The following is a 22,320-nucleotide window of genomic DNA, read 5'->3' as shown; positions in this document are numbered from 1 at the left end:
GGCCCGGCCATTGACGAATGCAAAGGTTCGGTAGTAGACCTTTCCTATGGAGGCTCGCAGATGAGGAAGGCTCCGCTCACTCTCGAACAGCTGCGGGTCGCCGTCGCCGACCGGGAGATCGACACCGTCGTGCTGGCCCTGGTCGACATGCAGGGGCGGCTGCAGGGCAAGCGGTTCCACGCGCCGTACTTCCTGGACCAGGTGGTCGCGCACGGCAGCGAGGGCTGCAACTACCTGCTCGCCGTCGACGTCGACATGAACACCGTCGACGGGTACGCCATGTCCAGCTGGGAACGGGGTTACGGCGACTTCGCGATGGTGCCCGACCTGGCGACCCTGCGCCGGGTGCCGTGGCAGCCGGGCACGGCGATGGCCCTGGCCGACCTGGAGTGGCTGGACGGCTCCGGCCCGGTCGTCGCCTCACCCCGACAGATCCTCCGCCGGCAGCTCGACCGGCTGGCCGCGTACGGGCTGACCGCGTACGCGGGCACGGAGCTGGAGTTCGTGCTGTACCGGGACTCGTACGAGGAGGCCTGGCGGCGCGGGTACCGGGACCTCACCCCGGCCAACCAGTACAACGTGGACTACTCGCTGCTCGGCACCGCCCGGGTGGAGCCGCTGCTGCGGCGCATCCGCACCCAGATGGCCGGGGCGGGGCTGACGCCGGAGAGCGCCAAGGGCGAGTGCAACCTCGGCCAGCACGAGATCGCCTTCCGGTACGACGAGGCGGTGACCTGCGCCGACAACCACGTCATCTACAAGAACGGCGCCAAGGAGATCGCCGCCCAGGAGGGCATGTCGATCACCTTCATGGCCAAGCCGAACGCGCGCGAGGGCAACTCCTGTCACATCCACTTCTCGCTGCGGGACACCGACGGACGGTCCGCGATGCTCGGCGACGGGCCGGCCCACCTGTCACCGACCGGGCAGCGGGTGCTCGCCGGGCTGCTGGCCACGATGCGGGAGTTCAGTCTCCTCTTCGCCCCGAACGTCAACTCCTACAAGCGCTACCAGCCGGGGTCGTTCGCCCCGACCGCGCTGCGCTGGGGCACCGACAACCGTACCTGCGCGCTGCGCCTGGTCGGCCACGGCGCGGGGATGCGGGTGGAGAACCGGGTGCCCGGCGCCGACGTCAACCCGTACCTGGCGATCGCCGCGCTGGTCGCGGGCGCGGTGCACGGCCTGGACCAGAAGCTGGAGCTGGGTCCGGAGTGCACCGGCAACGCGTACGACGACATCCGGGCCGAGCGGGTCCCCGGCACCCTCCGGGAGGCCCACGACCTGTGGCGCACCTCCAGCCTGGCGAGGGACGCCTTCGGCGACGAGGTCGTCGCCCACTACGCCAACCAGGCCCGGGTGGAACTGGCGGCGTACGACGCCGCCGTGACGGACTGGGAGCTGTTCCGTGGCTTCGAACGTCTGTAGCCACCCACGGCCCTCCGTGATCTCGCACTGTCGGCCCCCGGTTCGTGACGACGCGCGGCACCCGTCGGGGCGGGAACCGCAAGATCGACGAGGAGAGGAGGGGCGGGGCGCGTGACGGACGTGGTGAACCCGGCAACCGGGGAGCGGATCGCCACTGTTCCCGGGGCGACCCTGGACGAGGTCGACGCGGCGATCGGGCGGGCCGCGGCCGCGTACGAGGCGTGGCGGAACGTCGCGCCGGGGGAGCGGGCGCGGGTGCTGCGGCGGTTCGCGGCGCTCGTCGACGAGCACGTGGAGGAGTTGGCGCGGCTGGAGGTGCGCAACGCCGGGCACACGATCGGCAACGCGCGCTGGGAGGCGGGCAACGTCCGTGACGTGCTCGACTACTACGCGGGCGCGCCGGAGCGGTTGACCGGGCGCCAGATCCCGGTCCCCGGTGGGCTCGACGTGACCTTCCACGAGCCGCTGGGCGTGGTCGGGGTGATCGTGCCGTGGAACTTCCCCATGCCGATCGCCGCCTGGGGCTTCGCACCCGCCCTCGCCGCCGGTAACACCGTCGTGCTCAAGCCGGCCGAGCTGACCCCGCTCACCGCGCTGCGCCTCGCCGAGCTGGGCCGCGAGGCGGGCCTGCCGGAGGGCGTGTTCACCGTCCTGCCGGGCGCCGGCTCGGTGGTCGGGGAGCGGTTCGTCACCCATCCCGCCGTCCGCAAGATCTGCTTCACCGGCTCCACCGAGGTCGGCACCCGGATCATGGCCGGCTGCGCCGCCCAGGTAAAGCGGCTGACGCTCGAGTTGGGCGGGAAGTCCGCCAACCTGGTCTTCGCCGACGCCGACCTGGAGAAGGCGGCGGCGACGGCACCGTACGCCGTCTTCGACAACGCGGGCCAGGACTGCTGCGCCCGGTCGCGGATCCTGGTCCAGCGCCCGGTGTACGACCGGTTCCTGGAACTGCTCGAACCCGCCGTGCGGGCACTGCGGGTGGCGGACCCGGCCGCCGACACCGCCGAGATGGGCCCGCTCATCTCCGCCGGCCAGCGCGACCGGGTCGCCGGGTACGTCGACGGCGCGAAGGTGGCCTTCACCGGCTCCCGACCGGACGGCCCGGGCTTCTGGTACGCCCCGACGGTGCTGCTCGCCGACTCACCAACGGACCGGCACTGGCGGGAGGAGATCTTCGGCCCGGTGGTGTCGGTGCTGCCGTTCGACGACGAGGCCGAGGCGGTCCGGCTGGCCAACGACACCGAGTACGGCCTGTCGGGCTCGATCTGGACCCGGGACGTGGGCCGGGCGATCCGGGTGGCGCGGGCGGTGGAGTCGGGCAACCTCAGCGTCAACTCGCACTCCTCGGTGCGGTACTGGACCCCGTTCGGCGGGATGAAGCGCTCCGGCCTGGGCCGCGAGCTGGGCCCGGACGCGCTGCACTCCTTCACCGACGTCAAGAACGTGTTCATCGCGACGGGAGAGTGACGCCGTGCAGGGACGGTTGACGGACCGGGTGGCCGTGGTCACCGGAGCGGGCAGCGGGATCGGGCTGGCCACCGTGCGGCGGTTCGCCGCCGAGGGCGCCCGGGTCGTCTGCGTGGACATCGACCCCGAGGCGGGCAAGCGGGCCGCGGACGAGGTCGGCGGTGAGTTCGTCGCGGCCGACGTCGCCGACGAGACGGCCGTCCGGGAGCTCTTCGACGGCGTGGTCGCCCGGCACGGGCGGGTGGACGTGGCGTTCAACAACGCCGGCATCTCCCCACCGGACGACGACTCCATCCTGGAGACCGGCCTGGACGCCTGGGAGCGGGTGCTGCGGGTCAACACGACGAGCGTCTACCTGTGCTGCAGGTACGTGATCCCGCACATGCGGCGGCAGGGCAAGGGGTCGATCATCAACACCGCCTCGTTCGTCGCGCTGATGGGGGCGGCCACCTCGCAGATCGCGTACACGGCGAGCAAGGGCGGCGTGCTGGCGATGACCCGGGAGCTGGGTGTGCAGTTCGCCCGGGAGGGGATCCGGGTCAACGCGCTCTGCCCGGGGCCGATCGCCACCCCGCTGCTGCTGGAGCTCTTCGCCAAGGATCCGGAGCGGGCGGCGCGGAGGCTGGTGCACGTGCCGATGGGGCGGTTCGGGAAACCGGAGGAGATCGCCGCCGCGGTCGCCTTCCTGGCCAGCGACGACGCCTCGTTCATGACCGCGGCGCAGTTCGTCGTGGACGGCGGTATCACCGGCGCGTACGTGACGCCGCTGTGACCCGGCCGCTGATCGGCGTCACCGCGTACGTCGAGCCGGCGAGCTGGGCGACGTGGCGGGACGTGCCGGCGGTGCTGGTGCCGGAGGCGTACGTGCGGGCGGTGACCGCGGCCGGCGGCCGGGCGGTGCTGCTGCCCCCGGACGACCTCGACGCGGACGTGCTGGGCGTGCTGGACGGGCTGGTCCTGGCCGGCGGGCCGGACGTCGACCCCGCCCGGTACGGCCAGGTTCCCGCACCGCGCACCGATCCCCGGCCGGCGCGGGACGCCGGGGAGCTGACCCTGCTCACCGGTGCGCTCGCCGTCGACCTGCCGGTGCTGGGCGTCTGCCGGGGGATGCAGCTGCTGGTGGTCGCCGCCGGTGGCGCGCTGCACCAGCACCTACCCGACGTCGTGGGCCACGAGCGCCATCGCCCCGCGCCCGGGGTGTACGGGGCGCATCCCGTGCGGTTCGCGCCCGGCAGCCTGGCGGCGACCGTGATGGCCGGGGTCGACCGGGTGAACTCCTACCACCACCAGGGGGTCGCCGACCCGGGCGGCCTGATGGTGACCGGGTGGTCGGACGACGGCGTCGTGGAGGCGGTGGAGGACCGCCGCCGCTCCTTCCTGCTCGGGGTGCAGTGGCATCCGGAGGAGGAGCCCGACCCCCGGCCGATCACCGCGCTGGTGCGGGCGGCGGCGGGGTCCCGCGTGACGGCCGGCCCCGGTTAGTCCTGCACGCCGTCCCCGGGCGGCCGGCCCATCAGCGTCCGACGCGCCCGGTGCGTTACGTTGCTGGACCGTCGGGGTACCAAGGCGGGCACGCCCGATGGGTCATCGGGCCGAGGCGGGCAACGGCCGGATCGGGAGGCTGCATGAGCTCGGCCCAGGAGGGCGGGAAGCGGGGACACTCCTCCGGGGGTCCCATGGACGGGACTCTGCCCCCGCTGCTCGAGGCGGCCTTCGCGGCGGGTGGCGAGATGGGTGAGCGGCTGCGCCGCTTCGACTGGTCCACCAGCCCGCTCGGCACACCCGACACCTGGCCGTCCGCGTTCAGCCATGCCATCAGCACCATGCTCGCGTCCCGGTCGCAGCTGGTCATCTTCTGGGGCGAGGAGAACCGCGCCTTCTACAACGACGCCTACCGGCCGACCATCGGCGCCAAGCACCCGGACGCGATCGGGCAGCCGGCCCGCGAGCACTGGGCGGAGACGTGGGACGTCCTGGGCCCCGTGCTGGCGGACGTCCGCACGACCGGGGAGCCGTACTACGGCCAGGACCACCCCTTCGTCATCGACCGGCACGGATTCCTGGAGACGGTGTACTTCGACGTCTCCTACGACCCGGTCCGCGACGCCGGCGGGCGCGTGGCCGGGGTCTTCTGCATCGTGTCCGAGACGACCGGTCGGGTGCTGGGCGAGCGGCGCCTGCGGGCCCTCGCCGAACTCGGCGGTGAGCTGACCGAGGTCACCAGCACGGCCGAGCTGGGCCGCAGCGCCGCGGGGGTGCTCGACCGGCACCGGGCGGACATCCCATTCGCCCTGATCCACCTCCGGGACGACGCCGGCCGACTCGAGCTGTCGGGGTGCAGCGGCGTCGACCCGGCGTCGGTGACCCCACCGTCCCCGGTCCTGCTCACCGAGCTCGCCGCCGCGAACCCCCGCGACGGCGTCCCGGTGGCGGACCTGCTCGACGGCGTCACCGCCGCCGACCGGGCGCTGGTGCTGCCGATCACCGCCACCAACGAGATCGTCGGCACACTGGTCGTCGGCATCTCGCGCCGACTCCAGTTCACCGACGAGTACCGCAACTTCTTCGACCTGCTGGCCGGGCAGATCTCGCGGGCGGTCGACAAGCAGCGGGCGTACGAGCAGGAACGCGCCCGCGCCGCCGAACTGGCCGCCCTGGACCGCGCGAAGACCAACTTCTTCGCCAACATCAGCCACGAGTTCCGTACGCCGCTGACGCTGGTGCTCGGCCCGTTGGAGGACCTGCTCGCCGACCGGGCGCTGCCGGAGGCGTACACCGACCGGCTGACGATGATGCACCGCAACGCGCTCCGGTTGCTCAAGCTCGTCAACACGGTCCTCGACTTCTCCCGGCTGGAGTCCGGCCGGATGGCCGCCCGCTACCAGCCGACCGACCTGGCCGGGTACACGTCCCGGTTGGCCAGCACCTTCCGCTCCGCCACCGAGCGGGCCGGCCTGCGGCTGATGGTGGACTGCCCGCCGCTGCCCGCGCCGGTGCACGTCGACCGGGACATGTGGGAGAAGATCGTCCTCAACCTCGTGTCCAACGCCGTCAAGTTCACCTTCGACGGCGAGATCCGGGTCCGGGTCCGGCCGGTCGGCGGCGCGGCCCAACTGGAGGTCGCCGACACCGGCGTGGGGATCGTGCCGGAGGAGCTGCCGCACGTCTTCGAACGGTTCCACCGGGTGCCCGGGGTCCGCTCCCGGACGCACGAGGGCACCGGAATCGGCCTGGCCCTGGTCCGGGAGCTGGTCGAGATGCACGGCGGGCGGGTCGAGGTGCGCAGCGCGGTGGACGAGGGGAGCACCTTCACCGTGACGGTGCCGTTCGGCTCGGCGCACCTGCCCGCCGAGCGGATCGCCGAGGCCGAGGACGCCTTCCCGAGTGAGCTGGCGCAGGCCGAGCTGCACGTGGCCGAGACCGCGCTCTGGGCCGGCGCGCCCGCCGAGGGAACCGGCGCCGCCGCTCCCGGGGCGCCTGCCGCCGGGGCGCGTGCCGGCGGGGCCGCCGCCGGGCGGATCCTGGTGGCCGACGACAACCCCGACCTGCGGGAACACGTCACCCGGCTGCTCGCCCCCTCGTGGGAGGTGGTCACGGCCGCCGACGGCGTGGAGGCGCTGCGGACGGCCGTCGAGAGCCCGTTCGACCTGGTGCTCACCGATGTGATGATGCCCCGCCTGGACGGCTTCGGGCTGGTCGCGGCACTCCGCGCGGACCCGCGTACCCGGCACGTGCCGATCGTGCTGCTGTCCGCCCGGGCCGGCTCCGCCGAGGCGGTGGCCGGCCTGTCCGTCGGCGCCGACGACTACCTGACCAAGCCCTTCTCCGGGCAGGAGCTGATCGCCCGCGTCCGGGCGAACGTCGACCTGGGCCAGCTGCGCGGCCAGATCATCCGCCGGCTCCGAGCGCTGGCCGACGCCGCGGTGGCGGTCAACACCGCCCGCTCCACCAGGGACGTGCTCCAGGTCGCCGCCCGGCACGCGCTCAGCCTCGCCGAGGCCGCCCGGGTCGTGGTCAGCACGCCCGACGCCCGGTACGAGGCCGACGCCGGCGGCGTGACCGCCCTCGACCCGTCGTTCGTCCTGCCGCTGACCGACACCGCCGGTGACCAGCTCGGCGACCTGCGGGTCTGGCGGTCGGACGGCGACGGCGGGGAGACCGACGAGGCGGCGCTCACCCAGCTCGCCCGCCTGGTCGGCGTCCGGTTGGAGAACGCCCAGCTCTACGAGGCCGAACACCGCATCGCCACCACCCTCCAGCACAGCCTGCTGCCCCACTCGCTGCCGCAGCTGCCGGGCGCCGTCGTCGCCAGCCGCTACCTGCCGGGCACCGCCGACGTCGAGGTCGGCGGCGACTGGTACGACGTGGTCCCGCTCGGCGACGACACGCTCGTGCTCGTCATCGGCGACGTCGTCGGCAAGGGCGTCCGGGCGGCCGCCGTCATGGGCCAGCTCCGCAACGCGCTGCGGGCGTACGTGCTGGAGGGGTTCGACCCCGGCGCCTCCCTGACCCGGCTGAACCGGCTGGTGGGCTCCGCCGAGAGCCGCTCCTTCGCGACCGTGGTGTGCCTGTCGTTCAGCCCCCGCACCGGCCGGCTCCGGTACGCCAGCGCCGGCCACCCGTCCCCCCTGCTGATCCGAGGAGACGACGTGGCGTTCCTGCACGACCGGGCCCTGGGGCCGCCGGTCGGAGCGATCCCGGACACGGCGTACCGGACCGTCGACGGTGAGCTGGCCCCGGGCAGCCGGCTGCTGCTGTACACCGACGGCCTCATCGAGGACCGGCACCACGGCATCGACGCGGCGCTGGCGCTGCTGCGGCGGGACGTGGCGACGCCCCGCGAGCACGTCGCCGACCTCGTCGACGCGGTCGTCGAGCGGGTCGCGGAGCGGCCCCGCCGCGACGACGTCGCGGTCCTCGCGCTGGAGGCCGCCGAACTCAACCGGTTCGCCCTGCGGCTCCCGGCCGACCCGACCCGGCTGAGCGTGCTCCGCAAGCGGCTGGAGGACTTCCTCGTCGCCCACTCCGTCGGTGAGACCGACCTGTTCGACCTGACGGTGGCCGTCTCCGAGGCCGCGGCCAACGCCATCGAGCACCCCGTCGAGCCGGCGGAGCGGACGATCGGCGTCGAGGTCACCATCGAGGACCGTACGGTCGTCGCCACGGTCCGCGACAGCGGCCGGTGGCGGGAGTCGAGCGGCTCGGGCTTCCGGGGTCGTGGGCTGTCGCTGATCCGGGCACTGGGGGAGCTGTCGGTCCGCCGTACCGACGAGGGGACGGAAGTGACGCTGCGCCGGCGGCTGCAGAGCTAGGGCCCCGCTTCAGCCCCGGCCACGTCGGGACACGGCGTGGGACCCGCGTCACGGTCCCTGGCCGGGGCGCCTCGTCAGGGGGAGCGGTACCAGGCCTGCCCGCCCAGGCCGGAGATCTCCAGCACCCGGGCGACCTGCCGGGACGGCAGCACGGTGAGCGCGTCCGGGAACTTCTGGGCGAGGCGGACCACCGCGTGGATCGCCGCCGAGTCGAAGAACGTGACGGCCCGCAGGTCGAGCGTCACCCGCCGGGCCGGCTCCCGCAGGGCGGTCTGGAGCATCGTGTCGGCCGTGGCCATGTCGACCTCGCCGGTCACGACCACGTGGAGGTGATCACCGTCGAGCTCCGCGCTCGCGGAGAAGACGGGCGGCGCGCCCCCTTGATCCACGCAGACACCATGGCACAGCCGACCAGGCGGGGCAACAACCGGCCGTGACCGGCGGTGGCGGGGGCCGCCCGACAGCGCGGCGATAGGCTTGCGGCATGACCGCCCGTGCGCCGCTGACCCCAGGCACGCTCTCTCCGTGGCGGCAGGTGCCCGCCCACATCCCCCGGCCCGAGTACGTGGGGAAGAAGCGTCCCCAGGAGTGGCGTGGCTCGCACGTGCAGACCCCGGAGACCATCGAGAAGATGCGGATCGCCGGGCGCCTCGCGGCGCACGCCACCCAGCTCGCGGGCGAGCACTGCAAGCCGGGCGTGACCACCGACGAAATCGACAAGGTGGTGCACGAGTTCCTCTGCGACCACGGCGCCTACCCGTCGACACTGGGCTACAAGGGCTTCCCGAAGTCCTGCTGCACCAGCCTCAACGAGGTGATCTGCCACGGCATCCCCGACTCCACCGTGCTGCAGGACGGTGACATCGTCAACGTCGACGTGACGGCGTACCTCAACGGGGTGCACGGCGACACGGACGCCACCTTCTGCGTCGGCGAGGTGAGCGAGGAGGCCCGGCTTCTGGTCGAGCGCACCCACGAGGCGATGATGCGGGGCATCCGCGCGGTCGCCCCGGGCCGCCAGATCAACGTGATCGGCCGGGTGATCGAGTCGTACGCGAAGCGCTTCGGCTACGGCGTCGTCCGTGACTTCACCGGCCACGGCATCGGGGAGTCCTTCCACAGCGGGCTCTACGTGCCGCACTACGACAGCCCCCGCCCCACCGACGTGATGGAGCCGGGCATGACGTTCACCATCGAGCCGATGATCACCCTCGGCACCTACCAGTACGACATGTGGGACGACGGCTGGACGGTCGTGACGAAGGACCGGAAGTGGACCGCCCAGTTCGAGCACACCATCGTGGTGACCGAGGACGGTCACGAGATCCTGACGTTGCCGTGACCGACACCCCTGCGGCGCTGCGCGAGGCGCACCACGCGGACGTGTCCGGCGGCTGGCTGCGGCCGGCGGTGTTCGGTGCGATGGACGGCCTGGTGACGAACATCGCCCTGATCGCGGGCGTGGGCGGCGGCGGCGTGTCGCCGCGGACCGTCGTGCTCACCGGCACCGCCGGCCTGGTGGCCGGCGCCATCTCCATGGGGCTGGGCGAGTACACGAGCGTCCGCTCCGCCAACGAGCAGGTGGCCGCCGAGGTCGCCAAGGAGCGCCGGGAGCTGGAACGGCACCCCGAGGCCGAGGCGCGGGAACTGGCCGACGCGTGGGTCGCCCGGGGTCTGCCCCGGGATCTCGCGGTGCAGGTCGCCGAGGCCGTACGCCGCAACCCGGAGGAGGCCCTGCGGGTGCACGTCCGGGAGGAGTTGGGCGTCGACCCGGACGACCAGCCCAGCCCGTGGGCGGCGGCGGTCTCGTCGTTCCTGTTCTTCTCGGCCGGTGCGTTGGTGCCGCTGCTGCCGTACCTGCTCGGGCTCACCAGTCTGTGGCTGGCGCTGGGCGTCGGTGGCCTCGGGCTCTTCCTGGCCGGGGCGGTCGTCGCAACGTTCACCAACCGGCCCTGGTGGTCCAGCGGCCTGCGTCAGCTGCTGCTCGGCGGGTTGGCCGCCGCCGCGACGTACGCCATCGGCACGCTGATCGGCGTCCAGGGCGGGCTGTAGGCCGGCGCGCGCCGGCCGGGCCGGCCGGCACCCCCGGTGTCAGCCGTCGCGCCGGCACATCGCGGTGTCAGCCGTCGAGAAGGTCGTCCACCGTGCCGTCCACGGGGCGACCGCGCGCGGCCAGCTCCTCGGCCTGCTTGGCGAGCACGGTGCCCACCTCGGTCATGTCGGCACCGGCGAGCCCGGTCCGGCGCACCGCGTCGCCAGGGTCACGGAAGTAGGTGCGGCTGAGCAGGCCGCTCACCGTCGACGCCGCGAGCCGCGCCTCGCCGAGCATGAGCAGAGCCTGGTCGGTCTCGTACCACTCGGCCAGCCGGAGGGCCCGCGCGTGTGCCGCGCTGCCCCGGTACCAGGCCTGCCGGGCCGCGGTACTGAACTCGGCCGGCCGGGCCCGGGCCAGGCACCCGAGGTGCTCGTCGCGCAGCCTGCGCAACCAGCCGGTCGGGTCGTGCAGGGCGCGCGTGGTCACGTACCGGTCGGCGGTGAGCGGCCAGAGCGGGCTGATCGCCCGAGCCCGGTCGAGGTAGTCGTCGGCGGCGGCGACGGTCAGGTCGACGAGCACGCCGTCCACCCGCCGGGTCGCCGCGGGCGGGCCGCCGGGACGGTACGTGACGACCAGCAGGCCGACCTCGCTGTCCCCGCCACCGTCGTCGTCGCCGTGGGCCAGGGGGCCGTGCACCGCCACCGCGAGGACGTCCGCCGGGAACCGCCGGCGCACCGCCTCCGCCACCCGCTCGGCGACGGTCCACCGTGGATCGTCCCGGTACGCCTCGCCGTCCTCGGAGTGCACGTCGCTCACCTCACGTCCCGCCGGACCTCGGCCACCGCCGGACGGGCACCACCCTAGGCCGTGTCCCGACCTGCCGGCGCGGGACGCGCCGACCGTCGTCGCCGGGGCCCGCCGCAGGCTCGGCCAGGGACGTCGGCACCGGCCCTACGCGCTCCCGTTCGCGCCGGACGGTCCGCCCGGCCCGGTGGGCACGAGCCGGAAGATGCGGATCTCGCGGCCGCCGGCCCGCCGCACGTACGTGCGGTACGCCGGCCACTCGGTCACCAGGAGCTGCCAGAGCCGTTCCCGTTCGGCGCCCTCCGCGACGTCGGCGCGTACCGGGATTCGGCGGCCCTTGACGTCCACCTCGGCAATCGGGTCGGCGAGCAGGTTCAACGCCCAGCCGGGCTGATGGGTCTGCCCCCAGTTCGACCCGATCACCACGTACCCGTCGCCGTCCGGCACGTACAGCAGGGGGTTGCTGCGGGGTTTGCCCGAGCGGCGGCCGGTGGTGGTGATGACCAGCGAGGGGATGAGCCCCAGGGCGACGACGCGCCCCCGGGTGAGGCGTCCGACGACGCGGTCGGCGGGGACGAGCAGGCGGGCGGCGGCGCCGAACCAGCGGTGGTGACCGACGCGGCGGGTGAGGGTTCCCAGTACGGACACGGGAACAGTGTGCCGGTTCGGCGGCCGGGAGGGCACCCCCGGGACCGCCGGCCCCCGCTGCCCGGTGGGTGGCGGGGGCCGCCGTGAGGTGGCGCGGTCACCGCTCAGTCGAGACGGCGTTCGACCGGTAGCCGGGAGCGGGTGAACAGGCCCGCCCCGAGCATCGCCACCAGCGGCACCACCACCAGCACGGCGAGGGTGGTGCCGGGCACGACCAGGGGGTACGGCTCGCCGACCGGCCAACTGTCGGTGTACCGCCGGTTGGTGGCGATCAGGATCATGAGGGCGGATCCGAGGCCGGCGACGATGCCGAGGGCCGAACCGAGGACGGCGATCACCCCGGCCTGGCACAGGGAGAGAATCCGGCGTACCGCCGGTGGCGCGCCCACGGCGGCCAGCGTGGACAGGTCGGCGCGCCCCTCGGCGGCGGCGAGCCCGGTCGCCACCCCGGCGGCACCGAGGGTGATCACGCCCGAGGCCGCGGCGAGCAGCAGCAGGAGGGGACGGGTGTCGCTCGCGGGCGGACCCTCCTCGTAGCCGACCGACACCGTCCCGTGCGGTCGCAGCGCGGCGACGAACCGGTCCCGACGGTCCCGGTCGGCCGCGTGTTCCGTGGCGAACGCCCAGCCGACCGGCTGGGCGGTCACGCCGAGGTGGGTGGTCGCGCCGGGAGAGAGCAGCAGCCGGTCCATCGCCAGTCGGTGGGTGCGTAGTGCGTAACCGGGCACGGTCGCGCGGGTGGAGACGGCGGCGTCGGCGCCGTCGCGCACGACGATCTCCAGCCGTCCGTCCACCAGGTAGCGCGGGTCGGTCACCACCGCGCCGCCGGCGCGCAGCACCGCCGCGGCCTCCGCGGCTTCGGCCGCGGTGGCGTCGGTGAGCAGCGGCAGCGTGCGGCCGTCGTCGACGGTGACGACGACGTGCGGGCCCCAGGGGTCCTCCGGTCCGCGCCGGCAGCGCTCGTCGGCCCGGGCCCGCCGCTGGTCCGCCTCGGTGAGACCGCCGCCCGCCGGCCACGGGCAGGCCCGGTCGGGTGGCAGCACCGGGGCGACCTGGCACGGGTCGGCCGCTGCCGCGCACCCGACCTCCACCAACGGCGCCAGTTGCCGGCCATTGAGGTGGGTCCGGGCCGCGGCGGCGACCGCGCTCTCGAGCGGGCCGACCGCCCCGTCCGGGCCGGTGACCCGGGTGGCGGCCTGCTCCGGCGATTCGACTCTGGTGACCAGCAGGGTCCCGGCCGGCAGGGCCGGGCGCCAGGACTGGTTGCTGCGGGCCTCGTCGCTCGCCAGGTACACGCCGAGGGCGACGCTGCCGGCGACCGCCGCCATCACCGCCGAGATCGCCGGGGCGGCCGACGACCGGTTGCGGCTGGCGTCCCGCAGGGCGATCCGCGGTGCCAGCGGCAGGACGCGGCCGACGCGGGCGAGCAGCCCGACCAGCGTCGGCGTGGCGAGGACCAGCCCCAGCTCGCCGAGGACCAGACCGGCGAGGATCACGGTCGGGTGAGTCCACACGACCGCTCCGGTGGCGGCGAGCACCGCCCCGGCGGCGGTGAGCGTCACCCCCGCGATCAGCCACCGGCGCCGGTACGCCGGTGGCGTACGCCGGCCGGCGAGCCCGGCCACCACGTCCTGCCGGGCGGCCGTCCAGGCCGGCACCAGCGCGGCGAGCACCCCGGCCAGCACGGCGACCGCGGCGATGGCCAGCAGCAGCGCGGGTGGGGTGCGGTAACCGCCGAAGCGTTCCCCGAAGACGTACTCCTCCACCAGCGGTCGGGCGGCGACGGCCGCGGCGACGCCGAGGGCCAGGCCGCCGCCGGCCCCGACGGCTCCGAGCACGATCCCGTCCGCGAGGACGATGCGGCGCAGGTGTGCGTCGTCACCGCCGGCCACCGCGACCAGCGCAAGGTCCCGCCGACGCCGCCGGACGCCGACCGCGAAGGCGGGCCCGACCAGGAGTACGACCTCGAGCAGGGCGAGCCCGCCGACCAGCACGATCCCGCTCGCGTCCGCCACGTCCACCGACGCGATCCGGGAGATCCCGCCCGGGGTGCGGCCGTCCTCCGTCGGTGGCCCGGGAACGCGGGCCTGTACCACGTACCCGTGCTCGTTCAGCCGGCGGATCAGGTCCTCGCCGACGGCGCCCGGCAGGTCCACCAGCCAGGTGGCCTCCTCGTCGACCTGCGGACCGGGGGGCAGTACGACCAGGGGGCTCAGCTGGTCGGGGAACTCGACCACGCCGACCACCGTCCAGGTGCGACGGCCGTCCGCGGAGGTGACCGTCCCGCCGAGGCGGGTGTCGAGCCGCCGGAGGGCGGCCGGGTTGGCCGCGATCTCGCCGGGGACGGCCGGCGCGCGGCCGGCGTGGACGCGGGCCAGGCCGCGCCCGAGCGGATCGGTGAGGTCGACGACCCGGCCGGAGACGCCGTCCTCGACGCGGTCCCCCACCCGGGCCTCGAAGAACGCCCACCGCAGGATGGGCAGGACGCGCGCACCGGGTGGGAGCAGGCCGGTGACCTGCTCCGCGGTGACCCGACCGGGTGGGACGAGGTCGTCGCCACGCTGCCCCCACCCGTCGCCCCACGGAGCCTGCGTGACCGGGTTACGGGCCACCGGTAGCAGCTCGGCGTCCGCGGCGCCGAGCTGGCGCGCGGCGCGTTCGGGCCGGGTCAAATTGGACATGTCCCAGGTCGTCGCCGCGAAGGAGAGGACCAGCACGGGCAGCGCGATCATCGCGAGCACCAGCGCGGTCCGGCCCCGGGCGCGGCGCGCCTCCCGCCGGGCGATCCGTAGCGCGACCCACCACGAGCCGGCCGCCGCGACGAGCCGCGCGCCGCGCCGACCGCGGCTCACCGGCCGCTGCCGGTCAGCAGCTGCTCGACGTCACCCAGCGGCGCCGTCGAGTCGACCATCACCCCGTCGCGCAGGAACACCACCCGGTCCGCCCAGGCGGCGTGCCGCGCCTCGTGAGTGACCAGCACCCCCGCCGCTCCCGCGTCGACCCGGCGGCGCAGCAGGTGCAGCACCGCCTCGCCGGTCTGCGAGTCCAGCGCGCCGGTCGGCTCGTCGGCCAGGACGAGCCGTCGTTCGCCGACGAGCGCCCGGGCGATGGCCACCCGCTGCTGCTGCCCGCCGGAGAGCTGGTCCGGGAAGCGGTCGCCCAGCTCCGGCAGGCCCACCTCGGCGAGCGCGTCCAGCGCGAGCCGGCGGGCCCGTCGCACGCCGGCGCCGTCGAGTTCCAGGGGGAGCGCGACGTTCTCGACGGCGGTCAGGCTGCCGAGCAGGTTGAGGTCCTGGAAGATGTAGCCGATGCGGCGCCGCCGCAGCTGGGCCAGGCGCCGCCGATCAAGCCCGCCGAGCCGCTGACCCTCGACGTGGACGTCCCCGGCGGTCGGGCCGTCCAGCCCACCGGCGAGGGCGAGCAGCGTGGACTTGCCCGACCCGGACGGCCCCATCACCGCGACGAGTTCCCCGGCGTGGACGGTGAGGCTCACCCCCCGCAGAGCGTGGACGGCGGCCGGGCCGCTGCCGTGGGTGCGGTGCACGTCGCGGACGTCGAGCACGGGGACGCGCGCCTCGTCCCCCGCCGGGCTCACCGCCGGGCCCTCTCGTCGGTCCGCTCCACCGCCTCGGCGGCGGGGTCGTGCCCGGCCGCCGGTGCCGCCGGCCGGTGCCGCACCAGACTGCTCTCGCAGTGGTCCAGCCAGCGGACCTCGGCCTCGGCCTGGAAGACCATCGCGTCCAGCACCAGACGCCAGGGCAGGTCCTCCGGCCGGTCGCTCGCGTACTTGAGCCGGGTCAGTTCCTGGAGGGTCCGTATGGTGGCGGCGCGCTGGGTCTGCACCACCGACCGCACGTCGACGCCGGGCGTGGTGAGCGCGAGGGCGAGCTTGATGGCGAGCTCGTCGCGGGGCCGGTCGGCCCGGCTGATCGGGGTGGCGAACCAGAGCGCCAGGTCCGCCCGTCCCGCGTCGGTGATCTCGTACGGGCGCTGCCCGGCCTCGCTCTCCGGCAGCGACCGCACCAGCCCGTCCCGTTCCAACCGGGAGAGCGTGGTGTAGACCTGTCCGATGTTCAGCGGCCAGGTGGACCCGGTCGACTCCTCGAACGCCGAGCGCAGCTGGTAGCCGTACATCTGACCGCGTTCGAGCAGGGCGAGCAGCCCGTGACGGATGGACATGGTTCCGGAGTATGCATACCTGGTATGTCAGCGGCAACCGGAGCGCCGGCCGTGGCCACCACCTGTGGCGGACCTGTCAGGCGGGACGGCCCGGAAACGGCACGGTCAGCGGTGTGATCCCGGCGGTCCGGCGCCAGCGGGTGGCCCGTACGGCGCAGTCGACCAGCGCGGCGAGCGCGCGGTCCCGATCGGCGCCGGTGGTGGCGGCCACCGCCGCCCGCCAGAACGCCCCCGTCCGTTCCTCCACCTCGACGGCGAGCCGGAGCGCACTCGCCGGGTCGGTCACCGGGAACGGCAGGGCGTAGCCGGCCCGGTCTGGCGGGACGGTCCCGCCGCCGGTGCTGAGCTTGAGCACGAGGTCGTCGCGGCGCCGCCGGTGCGCCGCCTCCGCGTCCCGCGCCGCCTTCCGGGCGGCGCCGGTGAGGCGTACCCCGATCGGACCGTAGGCCCAGATGGCGGCGTACTCGGCGGTGAGCGCGGCACCGAGCGCGGCGGAGGGCCCGGCGGTGGGGGTCGGTGCGGTCACCGGAGTACCTCCAGATGCGTGGCGCGGGCGGCGGTGACGGACGCGAGCAGCGCGGCCCGTTCGGCCGGTGCCTCCGCACACGCGCGGGTCGCCGTCTGCCGGGCTGTCGTCTCGCGTTCGCGCAGCGCGGCGAGCGCGGTGTCGGGGTCGGCCGCCGGGGCGCCGGGCGGCGCGGTGGCGGTGGCCGACCGCAGGGCCACCCGGGCGACCCGGGCCAGCTCCGCCGCGTGGGCGGCGTGCGCCTCGGCGATCGGCGTCAGCCGCCCGGCCAGCGTGGGGTGCGCGGCGGCCGCCTCCCGGTACGCCGCGGCGAGTGCGAGCGCCTCGTCGACGAGCGGTGCGAGCGGGTCGGGCCCCGGGGCCGGTTCCGCGTCGCGGTCGAATGGATCACAGCCGGTGAGCGGTGCCACGGCAGCACCGAGCGCCAGGAGGGCGCCCGCCCGTATCACGTTTCGCCGGGAATGCCGGGTTGTCCCGTCGCGCTCTGTCGTTCTGCCCGTCGCCACCGGACAAGTCAACACCATCCTGACCGGCCCGGTGGCCATCGGCCTCGGTGCGCCGGCCGGGCCGGTACGCGGAAGGCGCGTTACGCTCTGCGCAACCACCGGCGCGTCCGCCCCGGTGGCGTACCGTCGTGGCGACCGGACCGGGCACCGCGACCAGCAGAAGGGGCGCAGATGACGCAGCGTGGCCGTGCCACCCGGCCGACCGGGCCGACGGGGCGACCGCGGCACCCGGCCGGCACGCGGGGCACCGACCGCGTGGCCCGCGGCGGCGACCTCGCCGCGCGGCGCGCACGCCTGCGCGAGGTCATCGAGCCGGTCGTCACCGACGCCGGGTACGACCTGGAGGACCTGTCGGTGTCCCGGGCCGGCCGGCGGCACGTGGTGCGGGTGATCGTGGACGCCGACGGTGGGATCAACCTGGACGCCGTCGCGGACGTCTCGCGGGCCGTCTCCGCCGCGCTGGACGCCGCCGAGGAGGCGGGCGGGGACATCGTGGCCGGGGAGTACCAGCTGGAGGTCAGCTCGCCCGGCGTGGACCGGCCGCTCACCCTTCCCCGGCACTGGCGGCGCAACACCGGCCGGCTCGTCAAGGTGACTGTGCGCGGCGGCGAGACCGCCGGCGACCGCCAGGTCACCGGGCGGGTGGTCGAGGCCGACGACGAGCGGGTGGTCCTGGAGACCGACGCCGGTCGCGCCGAATGGACGTACGCCGACCTGGGCCCCGGGCGGGTGCAGGTCGAGTTCACCCGCCTCGACGAGATCGACGAAGCGGACGAGTTCGACGGCACGGACCAGGCCGGCGGAGCCGGCGACACCGACGACTTCGACGACGACGATGTGGAGGACGAGGAGAGGTGAACATCGACCTCGCGGCGCTGCGCGCACTGGAGCGCGAGCGGGAGATCCCGTTCGACACGATCCTCGCGGCGATCGAGACCGCGCTGCTGACGGCGTACCGGCACACCGAGGGTGCGGAGCCGCACGCGCGGGTGGAGATCGACCGCAAGACCGGCGCGGCCCTGGTGTACGCGCAGGAGGTGGACTCCGAGGGCAGCGTGGTGCGGGAGTGGGACGACACCCCGCACGACTTCGGCCGGATCGCGGCCATGACGGCCAAGCAGGTGATCCTCCAGCGGCTGCGGGAGGCCACCGACGAGGCCCACTTCGGCGAGTACGTGGGCCGCGACGGCGACCTGGTCACCGGTGTCGTCCAGGCGCACGAGGCGCGCGCCGAGAAGGGCATCGTCACCGTCGACCTGGGCAAGCTGGAGGGCGTCCTGCCCCAGTCGGAGCAGGTGCCCGGCGAGCGGTACGCGCACGGCGAGCGGATCCGCTGCGTGGTGGTGCACGTGGCCAAGGGAATGCGCGGCCCGCAGATCACGTTGTCCCGGTCGCACCCGGCGCTGGTGAAGAAGCTCTTCGCCCTGGAGGTGCCGGAGATCGCCGACGGGACGGTCGAGATCAGCGCGATCGCCCGTGAGGCAGGTCACCGTACGAAGATCGCCGTCCGCTCCACCGCGCCCGGTGTGAACGCCAAGGGGGCGTGCATCGGGCCGATGGGGCAGCGGGTGCGGGCCGTCATGAGCGAACTGCACGGTGAGAAGATCGACATCATCGACTGGTCGGACGACCCGGCGACCTTCGTCGGCAACGCGTTGTCGCCGGCCAAGGCGCTGCGGGTGGACGTGGTGGACCTGGCCACCCGCACGGCCCGGGTGACCGTGCCGGACTTCCAGCTGTCGCTCGCCATCGGCCGGGAGGGGCAGAATGCCCGGCTTGCGGCCCGGTTGACCGGTTGGCGGATCGACATCCGGTCCGACGCCGAGCCGACCGGCCCGGCCGGGGGCGGGGGTGCCGATCACGTCCCGGAGCCGGGCGGCGCGATCTCCGGAAGCTAGGGGTAGACTTTCCCCGGTGGCACGACGCGCGCAGCCGGAGCGCACCTGTGTGGGTTGCCGGCGACGTGCGCCGGCCGGTGAACTGCTGCGGATCGTCGCGATCGGTGACGGGGCTGGACACAGCCTTCGGCCCGATCCGGCCCGCAGGTTGCCGGGTCGGGGGGCGCACTTGCACCCGGATCCGGCCTGCTTCGCGCAGGCGGTGCGGCGTCGCGCCTTCGGGCGGGCGCTGCGCGTCACCGGGGTCCTCGACCACGGTGAGCTCGCGGCGCACCTCGATGCGCCAACCACGACGTCCGGTCAACCCGACCGGGCGCGGGTCGCTAGCAAGGTAGGACGACCGACATGAGCACACGATGAAGTCGCAGAAATGACCAGGCTTCAAGTGCACGAGTGAGGTCGCTGCGGGTGCTGCCCGCACGACCTCGGAGTGAGGAGTGCAGTGGCAGGAAAGGCCCGCGTACACGAGCTTGCCAAGGAGCTCGGGGTCGAAAGCAAGACCGTTCTCGCCAAGCTCAAGGAGATGGGCGAGTTCGTGAAGTCCGCGTCCAGCACCGTCGAGGCGCCCGTCGCCCGACGGCTGCGTGGCGCATTCGTCAACAACGGCGGTGCCCCGGCGCCGGCCGCCCCGCAGGCGGCCGCTCCGACGGCTCCGGCGTCGACCCCGACCCCGTCGCCGGCCCCGGGCGCGCCCCGCGTCTCGGCCAAGCCGATGCCGCCCCGGCGGCCGGGTGCACCGACCCCCGGGCCGAAGCCCAAGGGGCCGGTTCCGGGCCCGCCGCAGCCGGCGGCGCCGGTTGCGAAGCCGGCGAGCGCCCACGACATCGAGGTGGCGGCCGCCGAGGCGCGTGCCGCCGCACTGAAGGCCGAGCAGGAGGCCGCGGTCAAGGCCGCGCAGGCTGCCCGGCAGCAGCAGCGGGAGAACGTCCGTCGGGAACCGCCGACGGAGGGTGGCCCGCGTCCCGGCCCGCGTCCGGGTCCGGGCGGCATGCCGCCCCGGCCGGGCACCCCGGCCGCCGGTCGTCCCGGTGGCCCCACCCCGGGCCCCGGTGGTCGGCCGGGCGGCCGTCCGCCGGCGCGTGGCGCCGGTAACAACCCGTTCGGCATCCAGGGCGGTCAGCAGCAGCGCCCGCCGGCCGCCGGTGCGGGCGGTCCCCGCCCGAGCCCGGCGTCGATGCCGCCGCGGCCCAGCCCGGCGTCCATGCCGCCGCGGCCCAGCCCGGCGTCGATGCCGAGCCAGCGTCCCGCGACCGGTCGCCCCGGCGGTCCCGGTGGCGGTCGTGGCGGCCCCGGTGGCGGCGCAGGTCGTCCCGGCGGCGGTGGCGGTGGCTTCCGCGGCGGTCCCGGTGGCGGCGGCGGTGGCGGTGGCTACCGCGGCGGTCCCGGTGGCGGTGGCGGTGGCTACCGTGGCGGTCCCGGTGGTGGTGGTGGCGGCGGTGCCGGCGGCGGTTTCCGCCCGGGTGCCCCGGCTGGTGGCGCCGGTCGTCCGGGTGGTGGCGGTCGCGGTCGCGGCGGTGGCGCCGCGGGTGCCTTCGGGCGTCCGGGTGGCAAGCCGACCCGTGGTCGCAAGTCCAAGAAGCAGCGCAGACAGGAGTTCGACAACCTGTCGGCCCCGACCATGAGCTCGGGTGCTCCCCGGGGTCAGGGTCAGGTCGTCCGGCTGTCCCGTGGCGCCTCGCTCTCGGACTTCGCCGACAAGATCAACGCCAACCCGGGTTCGCTGGTCCAGGAGATGTTCAACCTGGGCGAGATGGTCACGGCGACCCAGTCCTGCTCCGACGACACCCTGCTGCTGCTGGGTGAGCACCTCGGCTTCAACGTGCAGATCGTCAGCCCGGAGGACGAGGATCGCGAGCTGCTCGCGCAGTTCAACATCGACCTCGACGCCGAGGTGGCGGAGGACCGCCTGGTCAGCCGTGCGCCGGTGGTGACCGTCATGGGTCACGTCGACCACGGTAAGACCAAGCTGCTCGACGCGATCCGCAAGGCGAACGTGGTGGCCGGCGAGGCGGGTGGCATCACCCAGCACATCGGCGCGTACCAGGTCCACGTCCCGCACGAGGGCGAGGACCGGGCGGTGACCTTCATCGACACCCCGGGTCACGAGGCGTTCACCGCCATGCGTGCCCGTGGTGCCCAGGTCACGGACATCGTGGTGCTGGTGGTGGCGGCCGACGACGGCGTCATGCCGCAGACCATCGAGGCGTTGAACCACGCCAAGGCGGCGGACGTGCCGATCGTGGTCGCGGTCAACAAGGTCGACAAGCCGGAGGCCAACCCGGACAAGGTCCGCCAGCAGCTGACCGAGTACGGCCTGGTCGCCGAGGAGTACGGCGGCGACACCATGTTCGTCAACGTGGCCGCCAAGCCGGGCATCGGCATCGAGGATCTGCTCGAGGCCGTCCTGCTGACCGCCGACGCGTCGCTGGAGCTGACCGCTCCGATCGACGGGCCGGCGCAGGGTGTGGCGATCGAGGCGCACCTGGACAAGGGCCGCGGTGCGGTGGCGACGGTGCTGGTGCAGAAGGGCACCCTGCGGGCGGGCGACTCGATCGTCGCCGGCGGGGCGCACGGCCGGGTCCGTGCGATGCTCGACGAGAACGGCAACCAGGTCTCCGAGGCGGGTCCGTCCCGTCCGGTGCTGGTGCTGGGTCTGACCGCGGTGCCGGGGGCGGGCGACACGTTCCTGGCCGCCGAGGACGACCGCACCGTGCGGCAGATCGCCGAGCAGCGCCAGGCGCGGCGGCGGGCGGCGGCATTCGCCAACTCCCGTGGCCGGGCCACCCTCGAGACGCTCATGGAGCAGCTCAAGGAGGGCGAGAAGACCTCGCTCAACCTGGTGCTCAAGGGCGACGTCTCCGGTTCGGTGGAGGCCCTCGAGGACGCCCTGTTCGCCCTCGACATTCCCGAGGAGGTCCAGCTCAGGATCATCCACCGGGGCGTCGGTGCGATCACCGAGAGCGACGTCATGCTGGCGAGCGCCTCGTCCGAGGCGGTCACGATCATCGGCTTCAACGTGCGGGCTGCCAACAAGGTCCGTGAGATGGCCGACCGCGAGGGCGTGGAGATCCGGTACTACACCGTCATCTACCAGGCCATCGAGGAGATCGAGGCGGCGCTCAAGGGCCTGCTCAAGCCGGAGTACGAGGAGGTCGAGCTCGGCGCCGCGGAGGTCCGCGAGGTCTTCCGCTCGTCCAAGATCGGCAACATCTCCGGTTGTATCGTCCGGTCGGGCCTCATCCGGCGCAACGCCAAGGCCCGTCTCCTGCGCGACGGCACGGTGGTGGCGGACAACCTCACCATCAGCTCGCTCAAGCGGTTCAAGGACGACGCGACCGAGGTGCGCGAGGGCTTCGAGTGCGGTCTGACCCTGGCCGGTTACAACAACGTCCAGGTCGGCGACGTGATCGAGACCTTCGAGATGCGGGAGAAGGCACGCGCCTGATCCGCTGAGACACTGATCAAGGGGTTTACGCCGAAAGGCGTAAACCCCTTGATCATGTGTGGGTGTGTCCGGGTA

At 74.3% G+C, this 22,320-nt stretch carries 19 protein-coding genes; 11 read left to right on the top strand and 8 right to left on the bottom strand.

The genetic code is table 11. From position 1 onward, the window contains the following. Positions 1–60: 60 nt before the first annotated feature. From GKC29_RS27435 to GKC29_RS27415, 5 genes are all read left to right on the top strand, one after another. Entirely contained in the window at positions 61–1,425 is a 1,365-nt protein-coding gene (locus GKC29_RS27435; protein ID WP_155333563.1) for a glutamine synthetase family protein, read from the top strand. A 111-nt stretch (positions 1,426–1,536) separates the two neighbouring features. After that, positions 1,537–2,892, top strand: coding sequence for an aldehyde dehydrogenase (locus tag GKC29_RS27430; RefSeq protein WP_155333562.1), 1,356 nt, complete (start codon positions 1,537–1,539; stop codon positions 2,890–2,892). A 4-nt stretch (positions 2,893–2,896) separates the two neighbouring features. Then, on the top strand, positions 2,897–3,664 hold the full coding sequence (locus GKC29_RS27425; RefSeq protein ID WP_155333561.1) for a 3-oxoacyl-ACP reductase: 768 nt from the start codon (positions 2,897–2,899) through the stop codon (positions 3,662–3,664). Continuing rightward, positions 3,661–4,374, top strand: coding sequence for a gamma-glutamyl-gamma-aminobutyrate hydrolase family protein (locus GKC29_RS27420; protein WP_155333560.1), 714 nt, complete (start codon positions 3,661–3,663; stop codon positions 4,372–4,374). Before GKC29_RS27425 ends, GKC29_RS27420 begins: the two co-directional genes overlap by 4 nt. A 143-nt stretch (positions 4,375–4,517) precedes the next feature. Next, positions 4,518–8,204, top strand: coding sequence for a SpoIIE family protein phosphatase (locus GKC29_RS27415; protein WP_155333559.1), 3,687 nt, complete (start codon positions 4,518–4,520; stop codon positions 8,202–8,204). Positions 8,205–8,278: 74 nt separating this feature from the next. On the opposite strand, the gene GKC29_RS27410 is transcribed toward GKC29_RS27415, so the two are convergent. Further along, the gene (locus GKC29_RS27410) at positions 8,279–8,593 is read right to left on the bottom strand and encodes an STAS domain-containing protein (protein WP_155333558.1); all 315 of its coding nucleotides are present in this window, start codon (positions 8,591–8,593) and stop codon (positions 8,279–8,281) included. Between the two features lie 95 nt (positions 8,594–8,688). Between GKC29_RS27410 and map the strand changes: the two genes are divergently transcribed. Together map and GKC29_RS27400 are read left to right on the top strand one after the other, a co-directional pair. After that, a complete protein-coding gene (gene map / locus GKC29_RS27405; RefSeq protein ID WP_155333557.1) occupies positions 8,689–9,546 on the top strand; it encodes a type I methionyl aminopeptidase in 858 nt (285 codons plus the stop codon). Continuing rightward, positions 9,543–10,256: a VIT1/CCC1 transporter family protein gene (locus GKC29_RS27400; protein WP_155333556.1), complete on the top strand. Its 714-nt coding sequence runs from the start codon at positions 9,543–9,545 to the stop codon at positions 10,254–10,256. Before map ends, GKC29_RS27400 begins: the two co-directional genes overlap by 4 nt. Before the next feature lie 67 nt (positions 10,257–10,323). Here GKC29_RS27400 and GKC29_RS27395 read toward each other — a convergent pair whose 3' ends face one another. The 7 genes from GKC29_RS27395 to GKC29_RS27365 form a co-directional block, all read right to left on the bottom strand. Beyond that, positions 10,324–11,046 (bottom strand): nucleotidyltransferase domain-containing protein, encoded by a 723-nt coding sequence (locus tag GKC29_RS27395; RefSeq protein ID WP_155333555.1) that lies wholly within the window; start codon positions 11,044–11,046, stop codon positions 10,324–10,326. Between the two features lie 144 nt (positions 11,047–11,190). Continuing rightward, the gene (locus GKC29_RS27390; RefSeq protein ID WP_155333554.1) at positions 11,191–11,691 is read right to left on the bottom strand and encodes a nitroreductase family deazaflavin-dependent oxidoreductase; all 501 of its coding nucleotides are present in this window, start codon (positions 11,689–11,691) and stop codon (positions 11,191–11,193) included. A 104-nt stretch (positions 11,692–11,795) separates the two neighbouring features. Further along, positions 11,796–14,543, bottom strand: coding sequence for an FtsX-like permease family protein (locus GKC29_RS27385; RefSeq protein WP_155333553.1), 2,748 nt, complete (start codon positions 14,541–14,543; stop codon positions 11,796–11,798). Beyond that, positions 14,540–15,286 (bottom strand): ABC transporter ATP-binding protein, encoded by a 747-nt coding sequence (locus GKC29_RS27380; protein ID WP_196255750.1) that lies wholly within the window; start codon positions 15,284–15,286, stop codon positions 14,540–14,542. Before GKC29_RS27380 ends, GKC29_RS27385 begins: the two co-directional genes overlap by 4 nt. Next, a complete protein-coding gene (locus GKC29_RS27375; RefSeq protein WP_155333552.1) occupies positions 15,283–15,870 on the bottom strand; it encodes a PadR family transcriptional regulator in 588 nt (195 codons plus the stop codon). The genes GKC29_RS27380 and GKC29_RS27375 overlap by 4 nt, the downstream gene beginning before the upstream one ends. 76 nt (positions 15,871–15,946) lie before the next feature. Further along, positions 15,947–16,396 carry a ferritin-like domain-containing protein gene (locus GKC29_RS27370; RefSeq protein WP_155333551.1) on the bottom strand — a complete coding sequence of 150 codons (450 nt, stop codon included), beginning with the start codon at positions 16,394–16,396 and terminating at the stop codon, positions 15,947–15,949. Beyond that, on the bottom strand, positions 16,393–16,806 hold the full coding sequence (locus GKC29_RS27365; RefSeq protein WP_155333550.1) for a hypothetical protein: 414 nt from the start codon (positions 16,804–16,806) through the stop codon (positions 16,393–16,395). The genes GKC29_RS27370 and GKC29_RS27365 overlap by 4 nt, the downstream gene beginning before the upstream one ends. 267 nt (positions 16,807–17,073) lie before the next feature. On the opposite strand from GKC29_RS27365, the gene rimP reads away from it, so the two are divergent. The 4 genes from rimP to infB all read left to right on the top strand — a co-directional run bounded on the left by rimP (position 17,074) and on the right by infB (position 22,245). Then, positions 17,074–17,760, top strand: coding sequence for a ribosome maturation factor RimP (gene rimP / locus GKC29_RS27360; protein WP_155333549.1), 687 nt, complete (start codon positions 17,074–17,076; stop codon positions 17,758–17,760). Continuing rightward, complete coding sequence (gene nusA, locus GKC29_RS27355) at positions 17,757–18,800, top strand: transcription termination factor NusA (protein ID WP_155333548.1); 1,044 nt, start codon at positions 17,757–17,759, stop codon at positions 18,798–18,800. Before rimP ends, nusA begins: the two co-directional genes overlap by 4 nt. 16 nt (positions 18,801–18,816) lie before the next feature. Beyond that, positions 18,817–19,149, top strand: a complete 333-nt coding sequence (locus GKC29_RS27350) for a YlxR family protein (RefSeq protein WP_155333547.1) — start codon at positions 18,817–18,819, stop codon at positions 19,147–19,149. 93 nt (positions 19,150–19,242) lie between these two features. Further along, complete coding sequence (gene infB, locus GKC29_RS27345) at positions 19,243–22,245, top strand: translation initiation factor IF-2 (RefSeq protein WP_155333546.1); 3,003 nt, start codon at positions 19,243–19,245, stop codon at positions 22,243–22,245. Positions 22,246–22,320 lie beyond the last annotated feature (75 nt).

Origin of the sequence: Micromonospora sp. WMMC415, assembly GCF_009707425.1 — a bacterium.
GTDB lineage: Bacteria > Actinomycetota > Actinomycetes > Mycobacteriales > Micromonosporaceae > Micromonospora.
This window is presented reverse-complemented; position numbering and strand designations above follow the sequence as displayed.

Bases quoted from the DNA above. Each gene is read 5' to 3' on its own strand.
- GKC29_RS27415 (WP_155333559.1), top strand. From the start codon at position 4,518: ATGAGCTCGGCCCAGGAGGGCGGGAAGCGGGGACACTCCTCCGGGGGT.
- rimP (WP_155333549.1), top strand. From the start codon at position 17,074: ATGACGCAGCGTGGCCGTGCCACCCGGCCGACCGGGCCGACGGGGCGA.
- GKC29_RS27375 (WP_155333552.1), bottom strand. From the start codon at position 15,870: ATGTCCATCCGTCACGGGCTGCTCGCCCTGCTCGAACGCGGTCAGATG.
- GKC29_RS27435 (WP_155333563.1), top strand. From the start codon at position 61: ATGAGGAAGGCTCCGCTCACTCTCGAACAGCTGCGGGTCGCCGTCGCC.
- map (WP_155333557.1), top strand. From the start codon at position 8,689: ATGACCGCCCGTGCGCCGCTGACCCCAGGCACGCTCTCTCCGTGGCGG.